Source organism: Streptomyces sp. B6B3, from assembly GCF_039871525.1.
GTDB lineage: Bacteria > Actinomycetota > Actinomycetes > Streptomycetales > Streptomycetaceae > Streptomyces.
The window spans coordinates 210576-233951 of the sequence record NZ_JBDPLU010000012.1 but is presented as its reverse complement, the minus strand read 5'-3'; the positions used below and the strand labels follow the sequence as shown (position 1 = coordinate 233951).

Here is a 23376-nt window from a genome sequence, read left to right as displayed (position 1 = left end):
GTCAGGTCGTCGGGTCGGCCTCGACGCCGAGGTCCGCCACGGCCTCCGCGGTTGCCCGGTTCCTGGTCACCATGTGCACCGTCCACCGCGGGTCGCGCTGCAGTTCCTCGTGCACCGCCCAGCCGATCCACCGGGCGCTGACCTCGGGCGGCACCCGGCCGCGCCCCGCGCCCATCAGCGGGAAGCAGATCGACGACAGCGGCGGGTCGAACGCGTCCCGCTCGGCGCGGGCCAGCGCGAAGGACTCGCGGACGGCCCGGGCGATGTCGCCGGGGGCCACCGAGTAGCCGCCGCCCAACGGCACCGCCACCGCCGCGTGGTAGACCCGGCGGATGCCGCGCGCGGCCAGGGCGCCGGAGGAGGTGGGCGCGACCGTGCCCGGCCGGACCGGCAGCGCCGGCCGGTGGTGTTGCCGTACCCAGGCGGCGAGTTCGTCCGCGAGCACGTCCTCCACCAGTTCCCCGGCCGAGTCCCGGACCGCGCCCGCCCAGCGGAGCGAGCCGGAGAGGGTCGGCATGAACGTCTTGGACATCTCCAGGTAGACGTTCTCCGAGGACACCAGGATGTCGATGTCCCGCAGCAGGTCCACCGGGGAGACGTGCAGCACGAAGGGCACGGGCGCGTCGGCCACGGTGGTGGTGAACGCCGTGGGCGGGGACGGATCGTCCCACTGCGGGCGCGACTCGGGGCGCGGCCGGTCGGCGGACTGCGAGCTCCGCGGCGCCGTCCGTGTCGCGCACAACGCCAGCACCGCCTCGGCGAGTTGTGCCAGCACCTTCTCCTCGGGCGCCTTGCGGAAGGTCTCCGGGGCGATCCCGTACACCTCGGCGGCCCGTTTGCGCCGGTCCTGCGCGGCGGCCCCGCGGAACCCCGGCACCAGGCCGAAGGTGTACGCCGCCGCCCGGCCCAGATCGTCCTCCTCGCCGAGCTGCCGCACCGCCTGACGCAACAGCTCCTCGATGCCGGCGGGCGCGTCCTCGTCCCCGGCGCACAACCCGCAGCGCTCGGCGGCGCGTCGCAGGGCCGGCGGCGGCGCGTCGCGCAGCCGGACCAGACCGGGCCGGCGCAGGCCCTTGAGGTCGCTCAGGATGTCGGAGTGGGACGGTGCACGGGAAGTGGATTCGGTGTCCTGACCCATGACGCAACGATAGAACGCCCGGTCCTCCGAAGGGGAGCGCCGGAACGCGTCACGTCCGCCATGGCGGGCCACCTCCCGGGCGGAACCCGGGCGGAACCGGGGTGATAGCCGGGCCAAGGGCCGTTATCCGCTCCGGGCGGGGGTCGTGGCGTGTTAGGGCATGGGTCTAGGCGTATGTCATGAGGCCCGCCGCGACTCGCGAAATCGGGCGGTCGTCGTCGAATCAACGACGCCGAGTGATCGACGCCTCAAAGACCGAACGCCGAATGGCTGGCGGCCCGGAGAGGGGAATTCACGGCGATGATGAGAACCGAGAGCGTGGGACGCGTCGTTCGGCGGGCAACGCCGCCGCCGCGGGCCCGGTGGGCGGCGTCGCTGCACGGCTGGCGGGACGGGCGACACGGTCTGCCGCACGTGCCGCCGCCCCCGGCGCCGTCGGAACCGCGGGCCGTCACGCCGTACATCAGCGAACAACGGGCCACCGCGCGCCGGGCCATCGAGCAGCTGCGGGCCCGGCTGATGTACCGCGAGCGGCACCTCGTGACCGAGATCAGGCGGCGGGCGGCGCACGTGGTGGCCGAGTACGACCACAGGGGCCGGCCCGCACCCGCGGCGCTGGCCGGGTTCGGCGAGCGGGTCGGCGAGTGGCGCGCCCAGGTGGACGTATGCCGCTACCGGGCCACCGCCGTCACCGAGCAGATCAACCAGCAGATCGCGCGCTACTGGGACGCCGTGCGCCGGAACCACCGGGACGTGCCCGACCCGCCCCCGGCCTACCTGGAGCACTGGGGCCCGGCGCCGCTGCTGCTCGACGCGTCCTGGGAGCATCCCGACTCCTGGCTCTGCCCGCCCGGCACCGAGGTCCCCACCGCCCTGGCCCGCGCGCTCGAACTCCTCGACCGCACCAGGACGGTACCCACGACCGCCAGAAAGGAGCGGTGAGATGACCCACCACGCCCAGACCCCAGACACCACGCCCCACGCCGCGAACCGTGCAGCGAACCAGGCAGCGAACCGCACCACCAACCACGCAACGGCCCGCACCACCAACCGCGCAGCGAACCGCGCCAGGAGCCGCGCAGCGCATCGCGCAGCGAACCGCGGTGCGGCCCTGCTGCTCGCGGGCGTCGGCGCCCTCTGCGCCCTCTGCGCCACCGGCTGCGGCCAGGTCGGCGAGGCGCTCGGCACCAGCAGCGACCGCTACGCGACGGCGTGCGCCGTCGTCATCGACGGCTCGGGCTCCGGGCAGGAGGGCCCCGAGGGATTCGACGCCGAGGAGAAGCTGAACACGGCGCTGCCCCGTTTCCTCCAGGACCGGGAGTGCCGCACCCTGGCGTTCGCGCCCATCACCCTCGCCTCCGAGTTCTCCGACTGCCAGCAGGAGACGCTCGACCTGGACCCGGACGCCGAGGCGACCGACGACCGGGAGGAGGTGCGCGCGGCCTGGCGCGCCGTCGCCGCGGAACAGGCGCGCGACCTGCTCGCCTGCGCCCGGCGGCAGCAGCCGGCGGGGTCCGACGTGCTCGGCGCCCTGGACCGGATCTCCCACGCGGCGCCCGGCGGCGACGAGCCGTTCGACGTCCTCGTGGTGAGCGACTTCATCCAGTGGGACCGTTCCTTCCAGCTGCGCGCCAACGAGTTGACGACCGCGGAGTCCCGCACGGCGGCGATCGACGAGCTGGCCGACCAGGGACGGCTGCCGGGCCTCCCCGACACCACCACCGTCTTCCCTTCCGGGTACGGCATGCGCTTCAGCGACGATCCCGCCGAGTACGAGGGGTTCGACGCGTTCTGGACGGAACTCCTGGAAGAGCGGGTGAACACCCATGTCTCATTCGACTATCGGCAGTGACGACGGCGGGCGGCGGCGGCGCCGGCGCCCGGACGCCGAGGGCTCGGCGCGCGGCGTGGCGGGCGCCGGGGCGCGCCGGACACCCCGCGACGAGGAGGCGAACGCCGCGGGCTCCGCGCCCACCCCGCTGCTCGAACGGTGCCGGCGGGAGGGGCGGGAGGCCGCCCGTCGCGGGAGCTTCGACTCCGTGATGCTCACGGACGAGGGACTGCTGCCGCGCCTGGCCGAACTGGCGTCCGAACGCGACCAGCGGTGCCGGGGGTTGGCGCGGCGGGCGGCGGCCGCACGGCAGGCGGCCGAACGCGCGGCGGGCCAGGCCAGGGCGGAGTCGGCCGCGGCCGAGGCGGCCGTGCGCCGCACCGCCGAGGTCAGGGACGAGCACACGGAGCAGTTGGAGATCACCCGGGAGCAACTGGACCGGCTCGCCGCCCGGGCCGCCCGCGACCAGCGGGCCAGGAACGCGCTCGCGCGCTGGACCGAGGCGCGCCGCGGGGGCGCGCCTCGCCGCGCCGCGCCGCCCGGACCGCCGGACCACAACGGGGACGCCGAACGCTCCCGAGACGCCGGGAACGCCGGGGACACCGGTGACGCCGAGCGAGAAGGGCTCGCCGAGCACGAGGGGTTCGCCGCGGCGGAGCCGGCCGGTGACCCGGCCGCGCGGCGGGCGCGCTGGGAGGGTGCCACCAGCGAGTCCGCCATGTCCCGGTGGGGCACCGTGGCCCTGCTGGTCTGCCTGGCCCTGGTCGAACTGCCCATCTACTGGAGCGTCTTCCGCCGTCTGCACGGCGTGGGCGACGCGACCAGCAACCTCCTGACCGCCACCTTCACCTTCGCCGTCGGCACGATCATGATCGTCGTCCCGCACGTGCTGGGCCGCCTCCTCAACCGGATCCCCGCCACCGGCGCGCCCCGGCTGCTGGCCCTGCCGGGTCTGGCGTTGCTCGGCGCCTGGGCCTACGCCTGCTGGGTGCTGGGCGACCTGCGCACCAGCCTCCTCGCCGAGGAGCCCGAACCCTACGTGGCCGACCCCGAGTACCAGGACGCGATCGACCAGGAGCAGCTGGGCCGGGAGAGCGTGTTGGCCGAACTCGACGTCGGCGAACAGACGATGAGCCTGATGTTCGTGGCGCTGCTGCTGCTCTCCGGCGGCGTCGCCTTCCTGCTCGGCATCGGCCGCGCCCACCCGTTCCTCGCCGCCTACCGGGACACGTTCCGGCGGCGGGAGCGCCTGGACGCGGCGGAGCGCGAGGCGGTGCTGGCCGCCCGGCGGACCGGCCAGCTGGCCGACGGCCATCCGGCCGAGTCCGAGGCCCGGCAGGAGGCACACGACGCGGCGCTGCTCGAGGTGATCGACCTGTACGAGGCGGCGGCGCACGCCTACGTGGACGGGGTGGCGTCGGGTTCGGGCGATCCGGCGGTGACCGAGGCCGCGATGCGGCTGTCGGGCAGGTGGCCGCTTCTGCCGCTGCCCGCCCGCCGTCTGAGCGACTGGCGGAACGGGTAGGACCAGCCGAGGGGATGCCGTGACCGACGACAGCGTCAGCAGCGAGGGGACCGACGCGGTCCCGTCCGGGATACGGGACTGGGCCGCCGTGGCCACCAGCCAGGCCGACGTGCTGCTGCGCGGCGGGGGCGAGGGACTGGACCAGGTCGTCGACCAACTCGCCACCATCGAGCGGCTGCTGCCCGCGGACGACCGGGCGCGGGCGGCGGTCGTGCCGCGCCTCGGCGGGCTCCTCGCCCTGCGCGGTCACCGGGGCGACCACGAGGCGGCCCTGCCGCACCTGCGCTGGACCCATCGGAACGGCGCCGACACCGACCCGCTGGCGGTACACGCCCGCCTCCAACTGCTCCAGTTCCTGCGCCCCACCATGCCGGACGGGGCGAGCCTCACCGGCGAGATCGGCGAGGCCGCGCTGTTCGGCGGAGGCACGGGAGGGCTCGAAGACTCCCTGCGCCGCCACACCGCCGAGGTCCTGGAGATCCTGGACCGCCTCGACGCCGCCCCGCTCCCCGAACCGACGCGGCAGCGGCTGGCGTATCTCCGACGCGTCTCCGAAGGACTCGCCCCGGACAACCCGGACTTCGCCGGCACCATGCGCGACCTGGCCGGCGCCGCGCCCGACGGCACCCATCCGGCGTTCCGCATGCTGATGTGGCTGTTCGGCGGCGAGTCCGGGCCCGACGCGGCGGAGGAGCTCGCCAGGTGGGGCGTGACCGGCCCGGACGCCGGCCGGATGGCCGACCTGCTGACGCGGATCCGCGCGGGCGGGGAGGACGACGCCCGGCAGCCCGACGCCCTGCGCGCCGTCGTCGAAGGGCTGGACGAGATGCTGGACGGGCTGCCCCGGAACACCCCGGCACGAGCCGAGTTCGCCAAGATGCGGTCCTACCTGCGGATGATGCTGGGCGTGCTGGACCCCGGTTCCACGGACTGGAACGAGACGGACGCGGCCGCGGCCGAACCGGTGACCGAGGACGCCGAGAGCCCTTCGTGGCCCGGGCGAGCGGCCCAGGAACGGAGCCTCGTCGCCCAGGGCGACATGCTCCGCGCCCTGCGCGAGGGCGATCCCGAGCTGCTCGAACGCGCCGCCGCCCGGATCATCGAGACGATCGACGTGCTCCCCGAGGACAGCCGCGAGGCGCAGTCCGCCCGCGCCGACCTCGCCAGCCTGCTCTCCCACGCGGAGATGCTCTCCGGCAGCCTCCAGGACGCCGACGCCTCGGTGGCGATGACCCGGGCCATCCGCGGCATCCTCGACCGGGACCTGCGCGGCCCGTTGCCGAACGACGCCCTGATGAACCTCCAGTTGACGGTCAGCGGCGCCTTCCGCGAGATGGACCTCGCGAACCGCACCGGCGACCCGTCCGTGCACCCGCGGCTGATCGCCGAACTGACCGGCCTGTACGAGGGCCTGCCGCCGGACGACGAATGGCGGTTCTCGATCGCCCTGGCCCTCGGCAGCGCCCACCGGGAGCACGGCCTGCGACAGCGCGGGCCCGACCGCGCCGACCACCTGCGACGGGCCCGCCGCTACCTGCGGGAGGCGGCCGACCCCGAGCACGCTCCGCCGCTGCTCGCCGCCTACCGCCCCGTCCAGCGCGCCGTCGTGCTGGCCAACGTGGCGACCATGGAGCCCGACCGGGAGGCCTCGGGCGAGGCGATCGCCGCGCTGCGCCAGGCGCTGGAGGGCCCCCGGTTCGTCAGCCACCAGGAGGCGGTGCTGCGGTACTTCCTCGGCCGGACGCTGCTCCAGGCCGCCCTACTGCACGAGGACGTCGGCATGCTCGACGAGGGCGTCACCGAACTGGAGCGGGTCCACGAGCTGGCCGCCGCCGGCCGCGGGGCGGTGCGCGACGCCATGGCGCTGGCCGGGCTGTCCGACGCCTACTTCCTCCGCCACCACATCGGCCGACACATCGGCGCGGACCCCGAACGGGTCGCCGCCGACCACGCCGCCGCGCTGGCCGCCGGGCGCGCCGCGCTGGCCGAACATGCCGCCGACGTGCTGCTGCAGCTCGGCACCGAACACGCCCTGGCCACCGCGCGCAGCGGCGCCAGCCACGCGCTGCGGGTGGCCCACGAGGCCGCGCACGCCGGCCGGGCGGCCACCGCCGTCGAGGCGTTGGAGCTGGGCCGGGCGATGGTGCTGCGGGCCGCGGCCGCGTCCCGGGACGTGCCCGGGCTGCTGGCGGACGCCGGCCACCCGGAGCTGGCCGAGGAGTGGCGCGGCGCCGTGCCCGAGGACCTGCTGCGGCCCGAGGCCGCGCAGGTGTTCCTGCGGCAGGCCGCCGACCAGTCGGGGCCCACGGTGCCGAGCGCGTTGCGGCGCCGGGCGCTCGACGCCTTGGGCGGCCAGGCGCCGCTGGGCACGCCGGGGGTGTCGGAGCTGACCGCGGGCCTGGCGGCGTGCGCCGCGGACGCGCTGGTCTACCTGCTGCCCGCGCTGGGCGAGAACGCCGCCGGCTACGCCCTGCTGCTCCGCCCCGACCGCCCCGAGTCCGGCGAGCCCACGGCGCTGCGGCTGCCGGAGCTCACCCTCGCCAACCCGGTGCTGCGGGCGTACCTCGACGCCGCCGCGGAGCGGTCCCGGCGGAAGGGGGACGCCGAGGCGGAGGCCGCGTGGCGCGCGGCGTTGGACGAGCTGTGCGACTGGGCCGGACCCGCCGTCATGGGCCCGGTGCTCGCCGCGCTCCCGCCGCGCGGGGCCCTCACCGACGACGCGGCGGAGCCTCCCAGGCTGGTGCTGGTGCCGTGCGGCCCGCTCGGCGCCGTCGCCTGGCACGCGGCCCGGGTGCCCGACGGCGCGGAACGGCGTTACGCCTGCGAGCGGGCCGTGATCAGCTACGCCCCCTCCGGCGGCGAGGCGCTGCGGGCCGCGGCCCGGCGGCGACTGCCGGTCGATGACGGGCAGGTGCTGGTCGCCGATCCCTCGCTCACCCTGGTCTGGTCCGAGATCGAGGCCGAGGCGCTGCGCGCCGCGCACTACCCGGACGCGCTGCGGTACGGGGAGTTCCCGTCGGCCGCGGACGGCGACGACCCGCCCGACGCGGCGGGCACCCCCGACGATCTGCTCGCCGTCCTCCCCGGCGGGGCGGGCGGCACGGGCGCCGACGCCGTCACGCCCGCCGTGGTGCACGTCGCCTGCCACGCGGTCGCCGGACTCCGCCCGACCCGTTCCGCGCTCCAGCTGGCCGGCGGCGAGGACGGGTTGACCGTGGCCCGGATGCTGGACCGGGCCGCCGCGCTGCCGCCGGAGGCCGCCGGGCCGCTCGTCGTGCTCAGCGCCTGCGAGACCGACCTCAGCACCCGGGACCACGACGAGGCCCTCACCCTCGCCACCGCCCTGGTGGCCCGGGGCGCCGCGGACGTCGTCGGCTCCCGCTGGGCCGTCCGCGAGGGCGCCACCGCCGTGTTGATGGCCGTCTTCCACCATTTCCTCGCCGACCGCGGCCTCCCCCCGGCGGACGCGCTGCACGCCGCCCAGCGCTGGATGCTCGACCGGGACCGCCGCCCGCCGCCCTCCCTGCGCGACCCGCTGCTCCGCGAGGCCGGGCACCCGGACCTGCACCACGTCCACCACTGGGCGGCCTTCACCCACCAGGGCAACCCGTCGGGCGGCCCCGTCGCACCCGCGGACCCACGGCACCGTTGAGCGGTCGGGCCAACCCCCTAGAGTGACGCCGGCTTGGTTCCGACGCCGGCAGGAGCGGTGATGGGCGGGCGCCCGCCGCGGCGACGCCACCCTGCCGCCGATCACCGAAAGCCACACGGTGACCTTCGACGAGGGCGACGCCGCGGATCTGGAGGTCACCGGGTCCGACCGCGAGGACCGCGACTACTCCGACCACCGCGCCGTCGCCGCCCGCGTCTCCTACTGACCTCCCGCCGGTCGGCTACGGGCCGGTGACCGCCAGGACGAACGGGTAGCCGTCCCGGTTCGGGTTCCGGGCCGGCAGGTCGATCTCGATCCCGGCGTCGGTGCGCCGGAAGTCGAGCGGTCGCTCGTCGCCGCTGCCGAGCAGCCGGATCCGCGCGTCGCTCGCGACCGGCAGGTCGGCCGGCACCGTCACCGTGGGCCCCGCGGGCCAGTTCAGCCCCACGATGTTGAACGCCTCGTCGAACGCCTCCCCGCTGATCGTGTAGCGGAGGTCCGGGTCCTCGGCGCGGGTCCACGTCGTGCTGTCGTGGATGGCGGCGCCGTTCGTGTCGAGCCAGTGGCCGACCTCCAGCAGCCGCTCGGCCTGCCACTCCGGGATCGTGCCGTCGGCGCGCGGGCCGACGTTGAACAGCAGGTTGCCGTTCTTGCTGACGATGTCGACCAGCAGCCGCACGATGTCGGTCCCGGTCTTGGTGGCGCCGGGCACGTCGTTCGTGTCGTAGCCCCACGACCGGCCGAACGTCAGGCACGCCTCCCACGGGTCGGGGCGCAGCGTGTAGCCGGTCTTGTCGCTCTCCAGGACGGCGTGGTCCCGGTGGTCGGCCTCGAACCGGTCGTTGACCAGGACCTCCTTGGGGCGCGGGCGGTTGGCCGCGTTGTTGTAGAAGTAGGCGAGGATCTCGTTGCCGCGCCAGTCCATGTCCTGCGGTTTGAAGATCTCCCCCGCGCCGAGGTCCACGTGCCAGTGCTGGCCGTCACCCCACAGCAGGTCGGGGTCGTAGCGTTCGACCAGGGTCCTGATCATGACGTGCAGGTACTGGGAGACGTAGTCGTCGACGTGCTTGTAGCCGGTGTACGGGATCGGTTCGAGGGTGTAGGCGTCCCACGGCGGGGCGGCGAGCGCCGGATTGTAGAACTCGCCGAGCGAGTGGTAGAGCCCGCGCTTGAGCCGGGAGTGGCGGGCGGCGTCGAAGAGTTCGCCGACCAGGTCGCGGCGCGGGCCCATCATCACGGAGTTGCGGTTGGAGGCCCGGTTGGGGAAGAGCTGGAAGCCGTCGTGGTGCTTCGACGTCAGCACGAAGTAGCGGGCGCCGGCGCGTTCGAAGAGGTCGACCCAGGCGTCCGGGTCGTACCGTTCGGCGGTGAACCGCGGGATGAAGGAGTCGTACTGGTACGCGGTGCCCCACGCGTCCCGGTGGTGCTCGTGCGTGCCGCCCGGGGTCTCGGCGATGCGCATGCCGTACATGTACCATTCGGCGCCCTGGTACGACATCGGGGCGCCCCAGGCCGGGACCGCGTAGGGGCCCCAGTGGATGAAGATGCCGAACTTCGCGGCCTTCCACCACTGCGGGGTGGGGTGGGTCGAGAGGGACTCGTCCGTCGGCAGGTAGGGGCCGGGCGAGCCGCCGGCGGCTCGGGCTCCCGTTGGCAGGGAGGCGGCCCCGACGCCCAGCGCGGTGGCCGTGGTCACGAACGAACGTCGGGTGATGCTGCTGCGGTGCATGTCTCACCTCACGTCGAATCAGATCGACCGGGCGGCCCGATCCGCACCCAAGCCATCCGATCAATTGTCGTCAGATCATGGTGGAAAATCGTTTTAACTCTGTCAACAGCGAGGTAGAGATCTGATCTTTACGCTCGATACACACCAACGAGCCGCCGGCCCTGGTCCGGTGGGGCTTCGCGGGCGCGGCCCACGAGGCCGGCGCCGCCTGCCCCTCCCGGCCGAACGCGACCGTCAGACCGTGACCCTGGTGCGCCCTCCGGACATCGCCGCGCCGATAGCCCATCTCCACCGTGACGAGCCGCTCGCCCGCCTCGGCCCCCACCCGGTGGGCGGCGTCCGGGCGGCGCCTGGTCAGCGCCGGCCCGGGGCTCCCGCCGCGCGCCGAGCCGGGCAGCCGCGGCCGACCGGCCTCCTCTGCCGACGCACGGATCTCCCCGCATCGTCGCCGGTCGGGACGGCCCCGCAACACCCCCCAGGACCCTGGGCCTTCATCCGACGGCCATCTGGGGAGCGGGCTGGCGTCAGCTTCACTCCACAGCATCGGCCGGGGCCACCTGCCCTTTCACCGATGGAGGATGTTCATGGCCAGATCCGCTCGATCGTTGTCCCGCCGTCAGACGCTCTCGCTCGGCGGCGCCAGCGCCGCCGCCGTGCTCGTGGGGACCGGGGCGTGGAACGCCTCGGTCGCCGCCGCCGCACCCCTCAAGGCCGGCAACCCCTTCACCCTCGGCGTCGCCTCGGGCGACCCGCTCCCCGACGGCGTGGTGCTGTGGACCCGCCTGGCGCCCGACCCGTTCGCGGTGGACGGCACCGGCGGCATGCCGGCGCGGCCGGTGCGGGTCGAGTACGAGGTCGCGCGCGACGAACGGTTCCGCTCCGTCGTCAAGCGCGGGAGCGTTCTGGCCACGCCGGAACTCGGCCACTCGGTGCACCCGGAGATCCACGGACTCGAGTCGGACCACGCCTACTTCTACCGGTTCCGCGCGGCCGGCGAGATCTCGCCGGTCGGCCGGACCCGCACCGCGCCCGCGACCCACGCCAACCCCCGCGAGCTGAACTTCGCCTTCGCGTCCTGCCAGGCCTGGCAGGACGGCTACTACACGGCCTACGAGCACATGGCCGCCGAGGACCTCGACCTCGTCGTGCACCTCGGCGACTACCTCTACGAGTCGGGCGTCGGCACCAACCGGCGCGGCGTCACCGTCGACCCCCGCTTCCACGGCGAGACGTTCGACCTGGCCCGCTACCGGCTGCAGTACGCGCTGTACAAGTCCGAGGCGCCGCTCCAGGCCGCCCACGCCAGCTTCCCGTGGGTCATGACCATCGACGACCACGAGGTGGAGAACAACTGGGCGGGTGACCTCTCCCAGGCCGACACCGAACCCGACCAGGACCCCGCGGTGTTCCGCCAGCGCCGGGCCATGGCCTTCCAGGCCATGTACGAGAACATGCCGTTGCGCCGGGCGCAGATGCCCGCGGGACCCGACGTGCGGCTGCACCGGCGGCTGACCTACGGACGCCTCGCCGACCTCACCATGCTCGACACCCGCCAGTACCGGGACGACCAGCCGTGCGGGGACGGCGAGTCGGCCGACTGCGTCGACCGCTTCGACCCGCGGCGCAGCATCCTCGGCGAGGAGCAACGCGGCTGGCTGCTCGACGGGTTCCGTCGTTCGTCGGCCCGCTGGCAGATCCTCGGCAACCAGGCCCCGATGGGCCAGACCGACAAGGACGCCAGCGACGAGACCACCCTGGTCTGGCTCGACCCGTGGGACGGCTACGTCGCCGACCGCGACCGGGTGCTGGCGGCCGCCGCGGACCAGGACGTGCGCAACCTGGTGGTGATCACCGGCGACCGGCACCAGAACTACGCCTGGGACCTCAAGCGGGACTTCTCCGACCCCGACTCCCCCACGGTGGCCAGCGAGTTCGTCGGCACCTCGATCAGCAGCGGCGGCGACGGCTCCGACATGACCACGGACGGGGAGACCTTCCTGGCCGCCAACCCGCACATGAAGTTCTTCAACTCGCAGCGCGGCTACGTCCGGGTCAACGTCACCAGGGAGCGCTGGCGCAGCGACTTCCGCGTGCTGCCCTACGTCACCCGCCCCGGCGCGCCGATCTCCACCCGCGCCAGCTACGTCGTGGAGGACCGCCGCCCCGGCGTCCAGGCCGGCTGACCGCCCGCTGACGAACGACGGATCCCTCCTCAGGAGGCCGATGAAGCGCCCGCCGAAACCCCTCGGCCGAGGCGGGCGCTCCGGCCGTCCCCCCGCGCCGCGCCCACGGCCACAGCCGCGCGGCGCCGAGCAGCGCGACGCCCGCGGCGGCGGGCAGCCACAGGCCCCACGAGGTCGGCGAGCTCGCCGAGGCGCCGGCCAGCACCCAGGCGGCGTTGCCGGGAAGAGTCCCGACGCACGTGGCCAGGGCGAACGGCGGCCACCGCATCCGCGACAGGGCCGCGGCCAGGTTGACCGCCGCGAACGGCAGCACCGGCACCAGACGCAGCATCAGCACGCTGCCGAAGGCCCGGTCGGACAGCCGCCGGTCGAGCGTCCGCAGCCGCCCCCAGCGCAACGCCACAGGACGCAACGCGTCGCTCCCGAGCAGGCGCCCGGCCGCGAAGCCGAGCAACGCGCCCACCGTGGTGCCGACCACGGCCACCAGCAGGCCGAACCCGGCCCCGAAGAGCGCCCCCGCGCCCGCGCTCAACGCCGGCTTGGGCAGCAGGGCGAAGGTGCCCACCGCGTAGACGCCCACGCACAGGAGCCCGACGCCCACGCCGGGAGCCTCGTCGCCGGACCGCCGGTCCAGCACGTCGCCCACCCCCGTGCCGAGCACCACGCCCGCGACCCCCGCCACGACCAGCCCCAGCAACACCAGCCGCCCCCAGGGCGAAACGACGGCCCGCGCGGCGCGGCCCGCCAGCCCCGGCGGGCGCGCCGCGGACGGCGAGACGTGGTCGACCATGATGCGGGCCAGTCTCTCCCGAGACGCCCGAGCCGTCGCGACAGGGGTGACCGCGCGGCTACGCGCGGAAGCGCTCCCGGTACCGGGCCGGGCTGAGGCCGAAGTGCTGGCGGAATCGACGGCTGGCGTAGTTGGGGTCCGGCCAGCCCACCCGGCGCCCGATCGCCGCGACCGGCAGCTCCGTCTCGATCAGCAACGCCGCCGCACGCTCCGCCCGCAGCCGCCCCAGATAGGCCATCGGCGGCACCCCCATCCGGCGCGTGAAAAGCCGCGCCAGCCGCCCCGGGGACAACCCGGCCGCGGCGGCGAGCCGTTCGACCGTCCACGCGCCCGCCAGGTCCGCCTCCAGCAGCCGCGCCGCGGCCGTCACCGCCGGGTCCGGCCGCGCGACCTCCGCGCCGCCCGCTGGCAGGGCCCCGCCGAGCACGGCCAGCAGCAGCCCCACCCGCACCTCCCGGGCCGCCCCGCCCGCGGCCAGCGCGGCCAGACACGACTCCGCCAGGGCCAGCCCGGCGCCGGTCAGCCGCGGCAGCGCGGCCGCGCCGTGCAACGCCGCGGCGAACCGGGGGTCGGCCCGCAGCCAGGCGAGCTCGTGGCCCAGCACCTCCGAGCCGATGTAGACGTTGTGGACGGCGAGGCCCGCGCAGGCGACGTAGCCGTGCCAGTCGCCGGGGCGCAGCAGCACCACCGAGCCGCGCCTCAGCGGCCGTTCGCCCGCCGCCGAGACGTGCACCGCGCTGCCGCCCGTGACCACCGCGAGCTCGAGGAAGTCGTGGCTGTGCGGCGCGGCGGCCCGCGTCAGGAGGAGTCCCTCGGCCACCACGTGCTGCTCGCCCGGCGGGAAGACGTCCGCCCTGCGCACCCGATGCACGACAGGATTGTGCTACAGAACGGGCGGTTTCGTACTGTGCAGACCCACGGGCACCCCGCGACCGTGGGACGCATGACATCCACCTCGGACACCTCAGAACGCCCCCGCACCACCCCTGACACGCTCACCGACGAACAGGTCGCCCGCTACCGCCGCGACGGTTTCGTGCACCTGCCCGGGGTCATCTCCCGGACCGACGCCGCCCGCTACGCCGAGGCCGCGGGCGCCGCCCGCGACCGGCTGAGCGACATCCACTCGGGCGCCGCCTTCACGCAGCTGCTGCAGCTCTGGCAGCACAGCGACGCGCTCCGCGAGCTGACGCTCGACCCGGGCCTGGCCGGCCTCGCCACCCGGCTGGCCGGCACCCCGTTGCGGCTGTGGCACGACCAACTGCTCATCAAGGAGCCGCACAACGGCGCCGCCACGGAGTTCCACCAGGACCAGCCGTACTGGCCGCACGCCGGCTCCCGGCACGCGCTGTCCGCCTGGGTGGCGCTGGTCGACGTGCCGGCGGAACGCGGCTGCATGACGTTCATCCCCGGCAGCCAGCACCTGGCGGGCCTGCGCGCCCAGGACCTCACCGACCACGACGACCTGATGAACCTCGTCCCCGACCTGCGCTACCGGCCGCGGGTCACCGTCCCGCTGCGGGCCGGCGACTGCACCTTCCACCACTCCCGGCTGGCGCACACCGCCACCCCGAACCACACCGACGACCCGCGCATCGCGCACGTCGTCATCTACATCGACGCCGACACCCGCCTCGCGGCCGAACCGGCGCACCCGGTCACCGACCCGCTCGGCCTGGCGCCCGGCGCCCCGCTGCCGGACGAGCACTTCCCGCCCTTCGAGCCGCCGTCCCACGCGGCACAGTCCGACGCGGCACCGGGCGGCGACCGCTAGAAACGCCGCGGTCGTCGCCCGGGCCACGCCGAGTCCGGCCCGCCCGGCGGCGCGTGGCGGCTGCCGAGGGCGGCTACCGCGCGCCGCCGGGCGGGTGACGGACGGTGGTCCGGTTCATTCGGCCACGAAGGTGGTCACGCTCTGCGCGGGCAGCTGGGCGGTGAACGCGCCGCCCGACACGCCGATCGCGCTCTGCGGCGCGAGGTTGCTGCCGGAGTTCGTCATCCAGGACGACGCCCGGGTCGCGCCGCTGCCGGTCAGGACGAACCGCTGACTGACCGACGAGCCGTTCTTGTTGACGGCGACGATGACGATCCGGGAGCCGCTCTTGTACGCCGAGGTGTAGACGTTCGACGCCGGGTTGGCGGTCGCGTCGACCCGCACGTGTCCCGGGCGGACGAACTTCGAGAAGTGCGCCATGTTCGCGCCGCGCTTGCTGATCTGCCCGTCCTCCCGCATGGGGCCGTAGCCGCGCCGGATGTACCACCACACGTACGCCTGGAACTGCCCGTCCACCAGGGCCCGGTGGATGTGCTCGCCCACGTCGAGCGCCTGCGGCCACAGGTCGGCGGAATCGCTGCTGTTGGGGTAGTACAGCTCGGTCATCCACAGTTCCTTGCCCGCGCCCCGCTGCTGGAAGAGGGGGTAGGAGAAGTTCCCGAACGAGGTGCCGTACAGGTGGGCCCCGAGGATGTCCATGTTGGCCAGGGCCGCGGAGTCGTTGAGGATCGGGTCCGAGAAGCTCTTCACGTACTGGAAGGACTCCGGTGCGATGACCCGGGTGCTGATCGATCCGGCGTTCTCCTTGAGGAACCGGATCATCTCGGTCGGGGTCCACGCGGTCCAGTCGTGCGCGTAGTCGGGCTCGTTCTGCACCGAGACGCCGTACAGCTCGACGCCGTTGCTCCGCATGAAGGAGACGAAGTCGTTCAGGTGCTGGGCGTAGGCGCCGTACTGGTCGTAGCGCAGTCGGCGGCCGCCCGAGAAGTTCTCGATCATCGACGCGGGCGGGTTCCACGGCGACGCGATGACGGTGGCCCCCAGTTCGACCGCGCGCCGGGCCGTGGCGACCTCGCGGCTCCAGTTGTTCCGGTCCTCGTGCACCGGGACGCGCAGCACGGTGAAGCCCAGCTGCCCCGTGCCGTTCCCGAAGGCGGTGTCCCGCTGGGCGGAGGTCAGGTCGCTGATCCACACCGTGTGGTTCATGCCGCCGAAGCCCCGGATCGTCTGCCGTTCCGCCGACGGGTTGACGACCACGTCGGCCAGCGCCGCCGCGGCCGGCGTTCTGGCCGAGGCCACGGCCGGCGTCCCGGCCGCGAGGACCGGCAGGGCGCCCATCGCCCCCAGCACCGCCCTCCGACTCGGCGACTCCGGCCCGGACGCCCCGGATCCGTTGGTCTCGCGGACTCCGTCGGCTCCGTGGGCTCCGTGGGCTCCCTGCGATTCGTGCGATTCGTTCCGGCGTAGCGTCATTGCTCCTCCTGATCACGCCTCGATGGACTCTCCGAATGGGAGCGCTCCCATCTGTGGCATGACCAGGGACTCGCCGTGGTGCGGAGGATGGGGGGCGGGGCGCTCACATCATGCAACTGTTCGAGCATGCGAACTCTGTGCAGAATGCTGAATCGTTGGGCACGCTAACGACCCAACCCACCACCGTCAACCCATCGGCGACGAGTTCCCGCCGCCCGCCCGGCGATCGCGGGGCGGGCCACGCATGTGAGAGGTCGGTGACCGCCACCACGTCGCTGGTGCACATGTCATGGACATTGTCGGGGCGATGCGTGCGGACCGCCGCCGGGTGGGACGCTCTCCCAATGCTGCTGCCTGTCCAGTGATGTGATGCCTCCTCCTCGCGGGGTCCCAAGGACCCGAGGGGGCACAGACTCGGGAGAGTTCATGAGAAGCAGGTCACGTTTCCCGTCGTCCCTGGTCGCGTTCGCGGCCCTCGCCTCGCTGCTGTCCTGGGCGGGCCCGCAGCCCGCGGCCGGCGCAACGTCCGACGCCGGAGTGTGGACCGTCGAGGAGCCGCCCGGCGGCCCGGACTCCGGGCTGTCGGCCACGGTCGAACTGACCGCGGACGGCGCGCTCTCGCTGTCCGTCCAGCGCGGCGAGACCTCCGTCCTCGGCTCCTCGCCGCTGGGCCTGACCACCACCGAGGCCGACTTCACCACGGGCCTGACGCTCCTGTCCGAGGAGACCGCCACCGTCCAGGAGACGTACGCGACGCCGGCCGGCAAGCGGCAGCAGCACGACTCCGAACTGCGCGAGCTGACCCTGGCGTTCGCCACCGCGGACGGCGCCCGGATGGACCTCGTCGTCCGGGTCGCCGACGACGGGGTGGCCTACCGGTACGTCGTCCCCGCCGAGGGCGCCGACGACGAGGTGTCGGTGACCGGCGAGGCGTCCGCCTTCCGGGTCGCGCCGGAGTCGCCCGCCTGGCTGCACACCTACCCCGGCACCTCGAACTACGAGACGCCGGGCGTCGAGACCACGGTGGGCGAGGCCGCCGGGACCGAGTACGCCTATCCCGCGCTGCTCCAGGTCGGCGACGACGACTGGTTGATGCTGACCGAGTCCGACCTCCTCGACCAGTACGGCGGCACCCGGCTCGCCCTCGACGGCGCGACGGACACCTTCCGCGTCACGCTGCCGGAGGAGGCGGCGACGTCGGCGGGCACGATGCACACGCCGTGGCGGGTGGCGATCGTCGGCGACCTGGCCCAGGTCGTGGAGTCGGACCTGGTCACCGACCTCGCCACGGACTCCAGGGTCGACGACGCCTCGTGGGTCGAGCCGGGGGCGGTGGCCTGGTCCTGGTGGTCGGACTCGCAGAGCCCGACCAGCCCGGAGGCCCAGCGGAGCTTCGTGGACCACGCCGCCGAGGTCGGCTGGCCGTACGTGCTCGTCGACGAGGGCTGGAACGCCGACTGGGTGCCGGAGCTCGTCGACTACGCGGCCGACCGCGGCGTCCGGATCATCCTCTGGACCCGCTGGGACGCCCTGGAGACCGAGGAACAGCGCCAGACCGCCCTCACCCAGTGGAAGGACTGGGGCGTGGCCGGCGTGAAGATCGACTTCATGGACTCCGACAGCCAGGCGCGGATGGCCTGGTACCAGGAGGTGCTGGCCGACACCGCCGCGTTGGAACTCATGGTGAACTTCCACGGCTCGACGCTGCCGCGCGGCATCCAGCGGACCTGGCCGCACGTGCTGACCATGGAGTCGGTCCGTGGCGCCGAGTACTACAAATGGGACGACGCGGGCGGCCCGGTCCACAACGTGATCCTGCCGTTCACCCGCAACGTCGTCGGGTCGATGGACTACACGCCGGTGACGTTCTCCACGGACGCCCGGAGCACCTCGGACGGCCACGAGCTGGCGCTCTCCGTGGTGTACGAGTCGGGCTGGCAGCACTTCGCCGACAGTCCCGAGTCCTACCGCGAACACCCGCTGGCCCAGGAGTTCCTGGCCGGGATGCCGACCACCTGGGACGAGACCCGGCTCGTGGCCGGGCAGCCAGGGGAGCTGGCCGTGGTCGCGCGCCAGCACGGCAGCGACTGGTTCCTCGGCGGGATCGCGGCCGGCGGGGCCCGGACGGTCCCGGCCCCGCTGGACTTCCTGGGCGAGGGAGAGTACGTCGCCGAGATCGTCCACGACGACGGGAACGGCGGACTGGCCAGCGAGACCCGGACGGTGACCCGGGACGACACCCTCGACATCACGACGGCGGAGAACGGCGGTTTCGCGGTGCGCCTCTCCCCGGAGCCGGCTGAGCCGGAGTCCGGTCAGGCCGGGTAGGCGTGCGTCTGGGCGGCGGCGACCGTCGCCCAGACGTCGAGGCCGGGACGCAGCCGCAGTTCTGCGGCGGCGACGGTGGTGACCTCGGCGGTGAGCCGGAGGTCGCCGGTGAGGTCGGCGCGGATCCGGTCCCCGTGGGTTTCCAGTCCGGCGACCCGGCAGCGCCAGAGATTGGCCGCGACGCCCCCGGCGCCGGTGCCGGTGCCGGGGGCGTCGGGGCGGTCGTGGTGCAGGGTGACGGCGCTGGGCGGGAAGGCCACGAAGGCGGGTCCGGTGAGGTGTTCGGCGGTGGCGATCGCGGCGCCGCCGTCGGTGGGGTCGGTGTGGACGGCGTGGCCGTCGGCCCGGCCCCGGTAGAGGTTGAGGCCGACGAGGCGGGCGATGTAGTCGGTGCGGGGGCGGCGGGCGATGTCGGCGGGCGCGCCCTGCTGGACGGTGTGCCCGTCCTCGATGACGACGAGGCGGTCGGCGAGCACCATGGCGTCCAGCGGATCGTGCGTGACCAGCACGGCGACGGCGTCGAAGTCCGCGAGGTGGTCCCGCAGGTGGCCGCGGACGTCCAGCCGGGTGCGGGCGTCGAGCGCGGCCAGCGGCTCGTCGAGGAGCAGCAGGCGGGGGCGAACGGCCAGGGCCCGGGCGAGCGCGACGCGCTGGGCCTGGCCGCCGGAGAGCCGGCGCGGTTTGGCGGCGGCGTGGTCGGCGAGGCCCATGCGGTCCAGCCAGTCGGCGGCCAGGGCGCGGGCCGCGGCCTTGGGCGTGCCCTGGCAGCGGGGGCCGAAGGCGACGTTGTCGAGGGCCGACAGGTGCGGGAAGAGCAGGTAGTCCTGGAAGACGACGCCGACGGGGCGGGCCTCGGGTGGCGTGCGGTCCAGGTCGGCGCTGTCCAGGCGCAGATGGCCCGCGGTGAGCGGGGTCAGTCCCGCGAGGGCGCGGAGTGCGGTGGTCTTGCCGGCGCCGTTGGGGCCGAGGAGGGCGACGACGTCGCCGGGGGCGGCGGCGAGCCTGAGGTCGAGGTGGAAGGCGCCCCGCCGGACCACGAGGTGGGCGTCCAGCCCACCCGGATCCGGCCGGGGGACGGCCCGCGCCGTGCCGGTGTCGTCGGGGCGGACGGAGTGGCTGGTCATGGCGTGGTCAGCCAGCGGTCGCGCAGGGCGGCCAGGACCGCGACGGAGACGGCGAGGAGGACGAGGCTGAGCACCATGGCGGCGGCCGGATCGCTCTGCAGGGCCAGGTAGACGGCGAGCGGCATTGTCTGGGTCCGGCCGGGGAAGTTGCCGGCGAAGGTGATGGTGGCGCCGAACTCGCCCAGCGCCCGGGCCCAGGCCAGCACGGCGCCCGCGGCGACACCCGGGGCGATCAACGGCAGCGTGACCCGGCGGAAGGCGGTGAGCCGGGAGGCGCCGAGGGTGGTGGCGGCCTCCTCGTAACGGGGGTCGGCGGCGCGCAGCGTGCCCTCGACGCTGATGACCAGGAACGGCATGGCGACGAACGCCTCGGCCACGACGACGCCGGTCGTCGTGAAGGGCAGGGTGATCCCGAACCAGGCGTCCAGCCACTGCCCGACGACCCCGTTGCGGCCGAAGGCCAGCAGCAGCGCCACGCCGCCCACCACCGGGGGCAGCACCAGCGGCAGGGTGACCAGGGCGCGCACCACGCCGCGCCCGGGGAAGTCGGTGCGGGCCAGTAGCCACGCCAGCGGCACGCCGAGGAGCAGGCTGACGGCGGTGGCGGCGGTGGCGGTGAGCAGCGACAGCCGCAGGGCCTCCCAGACGTGGGAGCTGCCGAGCTGCTCCGGCAGGCTGTGCCACGGCGCCCGGACGAGCAGGGCGACCAGCGGCAGCAGCAGGAACGCCAGGCCGACCAGCGCGGGCACCAGCAGCGGCACCGGGACCCGGCCCCGCGCGCCGGCGGCGGGGCGGTCGCGGGGTTCTCCGGTGCGGGTGCGTAGGGCGGCGCCGGGCTGGTCGGTCCGCGTCACGGCGCGAGGAACCCCGCGTCGGTGAGCACCCGCTGGCCCTCGGCGGAGGTGGTGACCAGGTCGATGAACGCCCGGGCGGCGTCGGCGTTCGGCGCGTCCTGGAGCTCGACGATCGGGTAGTCGTTGACGGCCTCGGCGGACTCGGGGAACGCCACGCCGTGCACCGCGTCGCCGGCGGCGTTCACGTCCGTCCGGTAGACCAGCGCGGCGTCGGCCTCCCGCAGTTCCACCTTGGTCAGGGCGCTCTTGACGTCCTGCTCGTAGGAGACGGGGGTGAGCTCGATCCCGGCGGCGTCCAGGACCCGCTGTGCGGCGGCGCCGCAGGGCACCTCGGCGTCACACAGCACGACCTGCAGCTCGTCATCGGCCAGGTCCCGCAGCGAGGCGATGTCGTGGGGGTTGCCCGGCAGGGTCGCGATCTGGAGCTGGTTGCGCACGAAGACGGTCGGTTCGCCGGCGGCGCGGTCCGCCTCGGTGACGATCTCCATCGTGGCGGGGCTGGCCGAGGCGAAGACGTCCGCCGGGGCGCCGCCGGTGATGCCGGCGGCGAGGCTGTCGCTGCCGCCGAAGCTGAACTCGACCTCCGTGCCGGGGTGGGCCTCCTCGAAGTCCTCGCCCAGCGCGGTGAACGTCTCCTCCAACGAGGCCGCGGCGAAGACCGTCACCGTGCCGGACGGCCCACCCGCCGCGTCGGACGACGACGCGTCGGAGCCGGAACCGGAGTCGGAGCAGGCGCTCAGCGCCAGCAGCACGGCGGCGCAGGCGGCGGTCAGCCGCACCATCCGGGGCGCGTGACGGAACTTCTCTCGGCCGTTCACCCGCTCATCATAGAGCCGCATCTGCGAGGCAGAACATCCCCGTCTCCTCGCACAGGCAAGGTGAATCGGGAGTTCGGTTCGCCGGTGCGGTGTCGGCTGGCGCGGCCGTCAGGTCCGGTCGATGTGCACGCTGGTGGCCTTCACCCGGGCCGTCGCCTCCACGCCGACCGCCAGGCCGAGTTCCTCCACCGCCTCGCGGGTCAGCAGCGACACCAGCCGGTGCGGCCCCGCCTGGATCTCCACCTGGGCCGCCACATCGCCCAGTTCGACGGCGGTGACGATGCCGGGGAACGCGTTCCGCGCGGAGGTGTAGGGGACCTCCTCGCCACCCGCGCCGCCGGTCCTGGCGACCTCGACGCAGAAGGCGGCCAGGTCCCGGCCCTCGATGACCCGGCGGCCGCCGTCGTCGCGGTGGGTCGCCACCCGGCCGGCGTCGGCCCACCGGCGCGCGGTGTCGGCGCTCACGCCCAGCAGCCGCGCCGCCTGGCCGATGGTGTAGTACGGCATCTCCCGCATCCCTCCCGGATCAGGCCGCACAATACCGGCGGCCGGCCGCCCGCGAACGGCGCCGGGCGGCGCGTCAGCCCCGCGGCCCCGCCGGCGTCCTGGCGCAGAGGTACCGCCGCGCGAGCAGCAGTCCGGTGCCGGTCAGCGCGATGCCGACGTAGACCGGCGCGAGGTGGACGAGGTCGGTGTAGCGGATCGCGCCGTGCACCGTCACGGCCGGCAGGAAGCCGGCGGCCGCCGCCGCGGCCAGGGTCCAGAACACCCAGGCCTCGCCGCGCCGCCAGCCCCACGCGCTGAGCAGGACGATCGCTACACCGGCGGCCATCAGCGCGCCGCCGAACCCCGCGCGGTCGTGCGCGATGAAGGGCACGAGCCGGGGGTTCACGGCCTCCAGCGACCGCGCGCTGGTGCCCAGGAAGGTCAGGTCGGTCGGCACGAAAACCCCGGTCAGGCCGACCACCGAGATCACCGCTCCGCCGACGAACAGCCCGGCTCCGGTGACGATCAGCAGCAGCTGGCCGGTCAGCGCCCGGCGGCGCTCCGGCTCCGGCCCCTCGGGCGCCAGGCGCCACCGCGGCGCGTGCGGGGTCCGGCGGACCGCGAGCACGAACATCGGGAACAGCACGAGGGCGGTGGCCGTGTGCAGGGGTTCCACGAAGCCGGTGGCCAGGAAGTAGAGGAGGGTGGGGAAGGCGATCGCCCCGGAGAGCAGGTAGACGTCGCGGGCCCAGGGCCAGCCGCGCCTGATCCCGCCCACGGCGAGGCCCGTGTAGAGGGCGCCGAGCGCCACCATCGTGCCGGCCATGGTGATCCGGTCGTGCTGGAGGAAGTGCACGACGTGGTGGTTGGCGGCGCGCAGGTCGTGCGGCGTCATGCCGAGGTAGTCGCGGTCGTACCAGAGCAGCACCGGGCCGAGCGTGATCGCCGCGGCGCCGAGCCCGGCGACCGTCATGCCGAGCCCGACGAGCAGCGCCCACCACCAGGCGGGCCACCGGCGCGGATCGCGGCCGACGTCCCGTAACGCCGGGGCGGACGCGGTGGGCGTCGCGGCCTCGGCGACCCGGGCGAACCAGGCGGGTCCGGCCGCGACGAGCACCGCGGGCCTGGCCAGCACGACGGCGCCCGGCTCCCCGAGCGCGGCGGCCGCGGGGGTGATCGACGGGTCGGTGACGGGGACCAGACGCGGGTCGTCGCCGCTGGTGAACCCGTCGACATGCGGCCGGAGGGCGGCCTCGGCCGCCGCGTCCCGGGCGCGCACCACCACCGGGATCGAACGGCCGGCGGCGGCCTCGCGCACGGTATCGGCGTCGGCCGCCGAGACGGGCGCCACCTCGACGAAGCCCGCCCCGAGCGGCGGCATGGCGCGTACCGCCTGGTGGGCGAGCGACGGCGGGACGGACAGGCCGAGGCGGGCGGCCACGGGCACGCCGGCGACCTCGCCGGCCAGCCGCTCGGGCGGGTGGCGGTGGCCGAACCCCCGGGCGATGAGCCGCGCGCCGGCGGGCCGGGAGCCGATGGCGGCCAGCAGCCGGAGTGCCGTTCGCCGCGACCGGCGCCGGCCGAGGACGGCGGCGGCCGCGCCGCGCAGCGGGTGGTACGTCCAGTCCGGCATCAGCGACCCCCGCTCTCCGTCGTGGTCACCAGGATCCC

At 74.7% G+C, this 23376-nt stretch carries 17 protein-coding genes; 7 read left to right on the top strand and 10 right to left on the bottom strand.

Annotated features, from left to right (window positions below):
* Position 1: 1 nt before the first annotated feature.
* Positions 2-1138 (bottom strand): macro domain-containing protein, encoded by a 1137-nt coding sequence (locus tag ABGB06_RS24400; protein ID WP_347592909.1) that lies wholly within the window; start codon positions 1136-1138, stop codon positions 2-4.
* A gap of 318 nt (positions 1139-1456) precedes the next feature.
* On the opposite strand from ABGB06_RS24400, the gene ABGB06_RS24395 reads away from it, so the two are divergent.
* From ABGB06_RS24395 to ABGB06_RS24380, 4 genes are read left to right on the top strand one after another with little or no spacing between them, the layout of a single operon-like run.
* The gene (locus ABGB06_RS24395; protein WP_347592907.1) at positions 1457-2080 is read left to right on the top strand and encodes a hypothetical protein; all 624 of its coding nucleotides are present in this window, start codon (positions 1457-1459) and stop codon (positions 2078-2080) included.
* Position 2081: 1 nt separating this feature from the next.
* Complete coding sequence (locus ABGB06_RS24390) at positions 2082-2990, top strand: hypothetical protein (RefSeq protein WP_347592905.1); 909 nt, start codon at positions 2082-2084, stop codon at positions 2988-2990.
* On the top strand, positions 2965-4494 hold the full coding sequence (locus ABGB06_RS24385; protein ID WP_347592903.1) for a hypothetical protein: 1530 nt from the start codon (positions 2965-2967) through the stop codon (positions 4492-4494). The genes ABGB06_RS24390 and ABGB06_RS24385 overlap by 26 nt, the downstream gene beginning before the upstream one ends.
* Before the next feature lie 19 nt (positions 4495-4513).
* The gene (locus ABGB06_RS24380) at positions 4514-8146 is read left to right on the top strand and encodes a CHAT domain-containing protein (RefSeq protein WP_347592901.1); all 3633 of its coding nucleotides are present in this window, start codon (positions 4514-4516) and stop codon (positions 8144-8146) included.
* Between the two features lie 241 nt (positions 8147-8387).
* Here ABGB06_RS24380 and ABGB06_RS24375 read toward each other — a convergent pair whose 3' ends face one another.
* Complete coding sequence (locus tag ABGB06_RS24375; RefSeq protein ID WP_347592899.1) at positions 8388-9875, bottom strand: alpha-L-fucosidase; 1488 nt, start codon at positions 9873-9875, stop codon at positions 8388-8390.
* 584 nt (positions 9876-10459) lie between these two features.
* On the opposite strand from ABGB06_RS24375, the gene ABGB06_RS24370 reads away from it, so the two are divergent.
* Positions 10460-12058, top strand: coding sequence for an alkaline phosphatase D family protein (locus tag ABGB06_RS24370; protein ID WP_347592897.1), 1599 nt, complete (start codon positions 10460-10462; stop codon positions 12056-12058).
* Here ABGB06_RS24370 and ABGB06_RS24365 read toward each other — a convergent pair.
* Both ABGB06_RS24365 and ABGB06_RS24360 read right to left on the bottom strand, forming a co-directional pair.
* A complete protein-coding gene (locus tag ABGB06_RS24365; protein ID WP_347592895.1) occupies positions 11979-12848 on the bottom strand; it encodes a VTT domain-containing protein in 870 nt (289 codons plus the stop codon). The two genes, ABGB06_RS24370 and ABGB06_RS24365, sit on opposite strands and share 80 nt — an antisense overlap.
* A 58-nt stretch (positions 12849-12906) precedes the next feature.
* Positions 12907-13719, bottom strand: a complete 813-nt coding sequence (locus ABGB06_RS24360) for an AraC family transcriptional regulator (protein WP_347592893.1) — start codon at positions 13717-13719, stop codon at positions 12907-12909.
* A gap of 72 nt (positions 13720-13791) precedes the next feature.
* On the opposite strand from ABGB06_RS24360, the gene ABGB06_RS24355 reads away from it, so the two are divergent.
* Positions 13792-14622, top strand: a complete 831-nt coding sequence (locus tag ABGB06_RS24355) for a phytanoyl-CoA dioxygenase family protein (protein WP_347592891.1) — start codon at positions 13792-13794, stop codon at positions 14620-14622.
* Between the two features lie 114 nt (positions 14623-14736).
* Here ABGB06_RS24355 and ABGB06_RS24350 read toward each other — a convergent pair whose 3' ends face one another.
* A complete protein-coding gene (locus ABGB06_RS24350) occupies positions 14737-15960 on the bottom strand; it encodes a glucuronoxylanase (RefSeq protein WP_347592889.1) in 1224 nt (407 codons plus the stop codon).
* Between the two features lie 561 nt (positions 15961-16521).
* Between ABGB06_RS24350 and ABGB06_RS24345 the strand changes: the two genes are divergently transcribed.
* A complete protein-coding gene (locus tag ABGB06_RS24345; protein ID WP_347592887.1) occupies positions 16522-18423 on the top strand; it encodes a glycoside hydrolase family 97 catalytic domain-containing protein in 1902 nt (633 codons plus the stop codon).
* Here ABGB06_RS24345 and ABGB06_RS24340 read toward each other — a convergent pair.
* The 5 genes from ABGB06_RS24340 to ABGB06_RS24320 form a co-directional block, all read right to left on the bottom strand.
* Complete coding sequence (locus tag ABGB06_RS24340) at positions 18411-19547, bottom strand: ABC transporter ATP-binding protein (protein WP_347592885.1); 1137 nt, start codon at positions 19545-19547, stop codon at positions 18411-18413. The genes ABGB06_RS24345 and ABGB06_RS24340 overlap by 13 nt on opposite strands.
* A complete protein-coding gene (gene modB / locus ABGB06_RS24335; RefSeq protein ID WP_347592884.1) occupies positions 19544-20401 on the bottom strand; it encodes a molybdate ABC transporter permease subunit in 858 nt (285 codons plus the stop codon). Before modB ends, ABGB06_RS24340 begins: the two co-directional genes overlap by 4 nt.
* On the bottom strand, positions 20398-21183 hold the full coding sequence (modA, locus tag ABGB06_RS24330) for a molybdate ABC transporter substrate-binding protein (protein ID WP_347592965.1): 786 nt from the start codon (positions 21181-21183) through the stop codon (positions 20398-20400). Before modA ends, modB begins: the two co-directional genes overlap by 4 nt.
* Before the next feature lie 144 nt (positions 21184-21327).
* The gene (locus ABGB06_RS24325) at positions 21328-21726 is read right to left on the bottom strand and encodes a helix-turn-helix transcriptional regulator (protein WP_347592883.1); all 399 of its coding nucleotides are present in this window, start codon (positions 21724-21726) and stop codon (positions 21328-21330) included.
* Positions 21727-21799: 73 nt separating this feature from the next.
* Complete coding sequence (locus ABGB06_RS24320) at positions 21800-23338, bottom strand: hypothetical protein (RefSeq protein ID WP_347592881.1); 1539 nt, start codon at positions 23336-23338, stop codon at positions 21800-21802.
* Between the last annotated feature and the right edge of the window lie 38 nt (positions 23339-23376).